The organism is Frankia sp. AgKG'84/4, assembly GCF_023242965.2.
In the GTDB taxonomy this organism is placed as follows: domain Bacteria; phylum Actinomycetota; class Actinomycetes; order Frankiales; family Frankiaceae; genus Frankia.
In genome coordinates, this window is sequence record NZ_JALKFU020000331.1 from 1 (window position 1) to 5,830 (window position 5,830).

The window sequence follows — 5,830 nt, forward strand, 5'->3', positions numbered from 1 at the left end:
GGCCCCCGGAGCCCGCAGCCACCGCTCGGCGACGCGGCGCACGGTGCCGTCGGACTCGATCGTGGCCCGGCGCGGGCCGATCCTCGGGCTCGTCGGCATCGTCGCCGGCGGGCTTGTGTTCTCCCCGTGGCTGCCGAGCTTCTTCGACCAGCTCGCCCACACCGGCACGCCCTGGGGTGAGCCGGCGAGCTACGCGGCCATCTCCCACGCCTACGGCCAGTGGGCCGGCGGCCCGACGACGCTCGGCCGCCTGCTGCTGTTCCTGATCACCGGTCTCGCCGGGGCCGGGGTCGCCGGGCGCAGCGCCGGTGGCCGGTTCGTCCTCATCGACCTGCGCGGCATCGAGCCCGGCCGCACGCTGTTCCTGCTGGCCACCGGCACGCTGGTCGTGGCCGTCACCGCCGGCAAGGTCGTCGGCAACGCCTGGGCCGACCGTTACACCGCCACCGCCTTCGTCCCGTTCCTGCTCGTCCTCGGCCTCGGCGCGACCATCATCGGCGACAGACGGGTGTTCCGCGCAGTGATCGCCGTCGCGGCGCTCGTCGGCCTGCTCGCGGGCACCAGCGACCTGCGCCGGGAACGCACCCAGGCGGCGGAGGCGGCCGGGGTCCTCGAGAGACTCGCCCGGCCGGGCGACGTCATGCTGGTCTGCCCGGACCAGATCGGCCCCGGGCTCGCCCGTACCGTGCCGTCCTGGCTGAAGGTCTACGTCGTGCCGACGTACGCGCCGCCGGACCGGGTCGTCTGGGTCGACTACGAGGACCGCAACAAGCACGCCGACGGCCGGGCGATCGCCAGGCGCGCGCTCGCCGAGGCGGGCCCGCAGCACACTGTGTTCCTCGCCGGCTCCGGGTCCTACCGCACCTACGAGGAGCTGTGCACCGTCGTGCGCACCACCCTGCAGGACGCCCGCCCGCACGCGGACGAGGTCATGGAACAGGGCGCGCCGGCGAAGGTGTACGAGAACTACGCGCTGCTGCGCTTCCAGGCGCGGTGAGCGCCGCGCGGGGAACGTCCCCCCACCCGGATCCGCCCGCACACGACCGCGCGGCGGACCCGGCGTGGGTGGGCTCCCCCGCGCACGGCGCGGCGCCCCCGCCCACGGTGGACGAGGTGCGCGAGGCGGCGCTGCGCGCGCTCGCCGAGGAGATCCACCTGATGCTCGCGGAGAAGGTCGTCGCGGAGGCCGCCGACATCGACCTGTGCATGATCCTCGGTGCCGGCTGGCCGTTCCACCTCGGCGGCATCACCCCGTACCTGGACCGCACCGGCATCAGCGAGACCGTCACCGGCGAGCGCTTCACCCCACCCGGGGTCGCCACCCTCCCCGTCTGACCCGGGCGGCGGGTCCGCGGGCGGCCCGCCCGCGGACCGCTACGGGTAGCCCGCTCCGGGGGCACCGCGGATCGCGGGTTAGTTTGAGGCAATGCCGACCGTGCGGGCGCTTCGTCCGCCGGCGGTTGTCCTAGGACTTGTCGCTCTCGGCGCGGTCATCGTCACCGGCTGGTGGGTTTACCAGGTATCCCACCAGCCACCGGTGGGTCCCGGCGCCTGGTGGGGTGGGGCGGGGCGGCTGTGCGGGCTGGTCGCCGGCTATCTGGGCGTCGTCCAAGTGGTGCTGGCGGCGCGGGTGCCGTGGTTCGAGCACACCGTGGCGATGCGCCCGGCCCGCGCGATCCATGTCGGCACGGGCATGGCGTTCCTGACGTTGACAGCCGCGCACGCCGGGCTCGCGGTCGAGGCAAACGCGGCGTCGATCGGGTCCCCGTTCGTCGCGGCGCTGATCGGCGTGAGCGTGGACCTGCCGTATGTGTGGCTCGCGGTACTCGGCCTCGTTCTGCTGCTGGTCACCGCGATCAGCTCGGTGCCCGCGCTGCGCCGGACGATGCCCTACGGCTGGTGGCACCTGCAGCACCTGGCCGTGTATCCCGCGATCGTCGTCGGCTTCGCCCATCAGCTCTACGGACCCGACCTGACCGCGAGCCCCGCCCGGGTGCTGTGGACCGGAATGCACCTGGGTGCGCTGGGCACGCTCGGCTGGTACCGGGTCCTCGCCCCGGCGCGGCTGACCCTTCGCCACCAGTTCGCCGTCGCCGCCGTCGAACCGGAGGCACCGGGCGTGGTGTCGATCCTGGTGTCCGGGCAGGGCCTGGACTCCGTGGGCGCTCGTTCCGGGCAGTACTTCCGGCTGCGGGCGTTGCGGGGGCCGATGTGGTGGCATTCCCATCCGTTCTCGCTGTCCGAGGCCCCCGGGTCGGACCGGCTGCGGTTCACCGTCCGCGCGGTGGGCGACTACAGCGAGGCCCTGGCGGGCCTCACCCCGGGCCGGTGGTTGCTGCTGTCCGGCCCGTACGGCGCGCTGACCGCCCGGGCCCAGCGACGACGCCGCGTGCTGCTCCTCGCTGGCGGCCTCGGCATCGCTCCCCTGCGCGCCCTGCTCGAGGACGTCGGTGCGGGCCCCGGCGGCGACAGCGCTACCCACCCCGACTCACCGGCGATCACCCTGCTCTACCGGACCGAACGGGTCGAGCAGATCGTCTTCCGGAAGGAGATCGACGAGCTGGCCAGCCGCCGCGGCGCGGTCGTCCACTACCTGACCGGCCCGACGCCGACCGGCGAGCAGGACGACCCGCTGGCCGCCCAGCGGCTGACCGCCCTCGTCCCGGACCTGGCCGCGCACGACGCCTATGTCTGCGGGCCACCCGGGATGGTGGCCGCCACCGTCCGCGCCCTGCGCGCCGCCGGCCTCGACCGCCACCACATCCACGCCGAGACCTCGGCCTTCTGACCCTCCACCTGACGGGCACCATCGACCTTGACAAGGTAGTGAGTGGCCACTACCTTTCCCGACATGGGACCGCGGATGAGCGCCGAGCAGCGGCGGGCGAGTGTGCTCGCCGCCGCCGTCGAGGAGTTCGCTCATGGTGGCCTCACGGGCACGTCCACCGAGTCGATCGCCGCCCGGGCCGGGATCTCCCAGCCCTACCTGTTCCGCCTGTTCCCGACGAAGAAGGCGCTGTTCATCGCCGTCGTCGAGCAGGTGTTCCGGCGCACCGCGACGCACTTCGAACGCGCCGCCGGTGAGCTCACGGGCTCCGAGGCGCTCGACGCGATCAAGCTGTCCTACTGGGAGCTGTTCACCGACCAGACGTATCTGCTCACCCAGCTGCAGGCGTACTCAAGCTGCTACGACCCGGACATCCAGGCCGCGACGCGCGGCGGCTTCCGCGAGCTGTGGGAGACCGCCACCCGCCTGACCGGCCTGCCCTTCGAGGACATCAGCCAGTTCTTCGCGCACGGCATGCTGATCAACGTCATCGCCGCGATGGACCTCCCCGCGATCGGCGAGCAGTGGGCCCAGCTGCTCTGCGCGCCGGACGTGGAGCCCGCGAACCCAACCGGCTGATCCCCGCCAGGCCCCGGCCAGGCGCCCCGACCCAACCCCCGCGTTGATAGTGGTCAATCACTACCTCCCAAGCTAGTGACTACTCACAACCACAAAGAAAGGAGGATGGTCATGACCCGACGCCCCAACACCGTGTGGACCCTTGTCGTAACGTCGCTGGCCGCCTTCATGGTGTCGCTGGACAACCTGGTCGTCACCACGGCGCTCCCCCAGATCCGGGCCGACCTCGGCGCCGGCCTGGAGGGCCTCGAATGGACGGTCAACGCCTACACCCTGCCGTTCGCGGTCCTGCTGCTCACCGGCGCGGCGCTCGGTGACCGTCTGGGGCGCCGTCAGGTCTTCCTCGGCGGGCTCGTGGTGTTCACCCTCGGCAGCGCCGGTTCGGCGTTGGCACCGTCCATCGGCGTGCTCATCGCCGCCCGCGCCGTGCAGGGCGTCGGCGCCGCGTTCGTGCTGCCGCTGACGATGACGCTCATCGCCGCGGCCGTCCCGCCGGAGCGCCGGGGCATGGCCCTGGGCATCTGGGGCGCGATGACCGGACTCGCCGTGGCCGTCGGCCCGCTGATCGGCGGGGCTGTCACTGAGGGCGCGAGCTGGCAGTGGATCTTCTGGGTGAACGTCCCGGTCGGCCTGATCGCGGTACCGATCGGGCTGCGCGCCCTGGCAGAGTCGCGTGTCGTCTCCGCCCGACTCGACCTCGTCGGTGCGGGGCTGGTCAGCGCCGGCCTGTTCGGCGTCACGTTCGGGCTGGTCCGCGGTGAGGGGCATGGCTGGACAAGCGGCTCGGTGCTCGCCGCGCTGGGCCTTGGCGCGCTCGGCGTCGCCGCGTTCGTCGCCTGGGAGCAGCGCGTCGCCCGCCGCGGCGGAGCGCCGATGCTGCCGATGAGCCTGTTCCGCAACCGCGGGTTCACCGCGGTCAGCCTCACCGCGCTGCTGTTCTCAGTGGGCATGTTCGGCTCGATCTTCCTGCTGGCGCAGTCCCTGCAGAACGTCTACGGCTATTCACCGCTGGAGGCCGGGGTGCGCACCCTGCCGTGGACGGCGATGCCACTGCTCATCGCGCCGCTCGCGGGCCCCGTCTCCGACCGGATCGGCGGTCGGCCGCTGCTGATCGCCGGCCTGGCGCTGAACGCCACCGGTCTGGCCTGGATGGCCACCGTGCTCTCGACGCACATGTCCTACGCCGCGCTCGTCGGCCCGTTCGTCATCTCCGGAATCGGCATGGCGCTGTTCTTCGTGCCGATCGCGACCGTCGCACTCGGGGTCGTCCCCGGCCGCTGGCAGGGCATCGCCTCCGGTGCCAACAACGCGCTGCGGGAACTCGGCGGTGTGCTCGGGATCGCGGTGCTGTCGTCGGTCTTCGCCGGCCGCGGCGGCTACGACACGCCGGCGTCGTTCATCGACGGCACGAAGCCGGCGGTGTGGCTGGGCGCGATCTCCCTCGTGATGGCGCTGCTCGCGGCGCTGGCCATCCCCCGCCGCAGCGGCCTGGCCGCCGAGGCGGCGCAGCCCGTCGCCGAGGTCCCGGCTGGTATGCCGGACACTCACGAGCCCGCCCGCACGCCTGTCGCCGCGGCTGGCCAGCTCAACACGTCGCCCGTCGGCTGATCCGACCGACCGACCGGCCGGCCGGCCCTCGGCATCGGCATCGGCATCGGCAGGTCTCCCCCGAGGCCGCCGGCAGTGGCTCCCGCCAACCCGCACCAGGCTGGCGGGAGCCACTCGCCGCTGTAGGGAGTCCCAGCGTCCGGGTGCGGGTCGCTAGGCGGGGCGGGCCGGTTCGCTGTCGCCGGAACCACCCGAGCCACCGCCGCCGGAACCACCACCGCCGCCACGACCACCGCCGGAGAAGGGGTCGGGCTGCTGTGGGCCCGGACCGGCGCCCGCACCGGAACCCGTGAAGGGGGCGCCCGGAGTGAGCAGGCAGTAGCCGCCGGACTCCTTGCCCACCTCGTACGACTCCTGGCTGGCCGCGGTCTGGCCGCGTTGCACGGTCACCTGGACCTCGCGGACCGTCTGCGCCGCGGTCGGATGGACGACCTGCACACCGAGCACCGAGAACCGGGCGACGTTGCCCCGCACTCCGTCGAAGGCACGCATGATCACGCCGTATTCGGCGGCCGAGCGACGGCTGCGCACCGAGTCGCAGAGCCGGGCGTACGCCGTGTCGTAACGTCCCGCGCGCACGTCGGTGAGATACGAGCGCACCGCGCTCTTCGACCCGTCCCCGGACCGCCCGAGCAGGACTACTCCGATGGCCCCGGCGCTCACGGCCACCGCCAGCACGATGGCGAGCGGAACCAGCCAGCGAGTCGCGGCGCGGCGCGGCGGCGCGGGCGGCGCGTTGGCGAACCGACACCAGCGGTCCCCGCCCGCGTGCGAGCGCGACGACGTCGAGGCTGTCCAGGTCGAACACCCCTGGCG

3 protein-coding genes and 3 pseudogenes are annotated in these 5,830 nt (G+C 73.2%); 5 read left to right on the forward strand and 1 reads right to left on the reverse strand.

What is annotated here, in order from left to right; all coding sequences use genetic code 11:
- The 5 genes and pseudogenes from MXD58_RS18280 to MXD58_RS18300 form a co-directional block, all read left to right on the forward strand.
- Positions 1-997, forward strand: a pseudogene (locus MXD58_RS18280) (glycosyltransferase family 39 protein); the annotation flags it as partial.
- Positions 998-1,086: 89 nt separating this feature from the next.
- A pseudogene (locus MXD58_RS18285) lies at positions 1,087-1,335 on the forward strand (3-hydroxyacyl-CoA dehydrogenase NAD-binding domain-containing protein); the annotation flags it as partial.
- Positions 1,336-1,426: 91 nt separating this feature from the next.
- Entirely contained in the window at positions 1,427-2,788 is a 1,362-nt protein-coding gene (locus MXD58_RS18290; protein ID WP_248840171.1) for a ferredoxin reductase family protein, read from the forward strand.
- Positions 2,789-2,863: 75 nt separating this feature from the next.
- Positions 2,864-3,406 (forward strand): TetR/AcrR family transcriptional regulator, encoded by a 543-nt coding sequence (locus MXD58_RS18295; protein ID WP_248840170.1) that lies wholly within the window; start codon positions 2,864-2,866, stop codon positions 3,404-3,406.
- A 111-nt stretch (positions 3,407-3,517) separates the two neighbouring features.
- Positions 3,518-5,014, forward strand: coding sequence for a DHA2 family efflux MFS transporter permease subunit (locus MXD58_RS18300; RefSeq protein ID WP_248840169.1), 1,497 nt, complete (start codon positions 3,518-3,520; stop codon positions 5,012-5,014).
- A gap of 153 nt (positions 5,015-5,167) precedes the next feature.
- Here the strand turns inward: MXD58_RS18300 and MXD58_RS18305 are convergent.
- Positions 5,168-5,830, reverse strand: a pseudogene (locus MXD58_RS18305) (hypothetical protein); the annotation flags it as partial.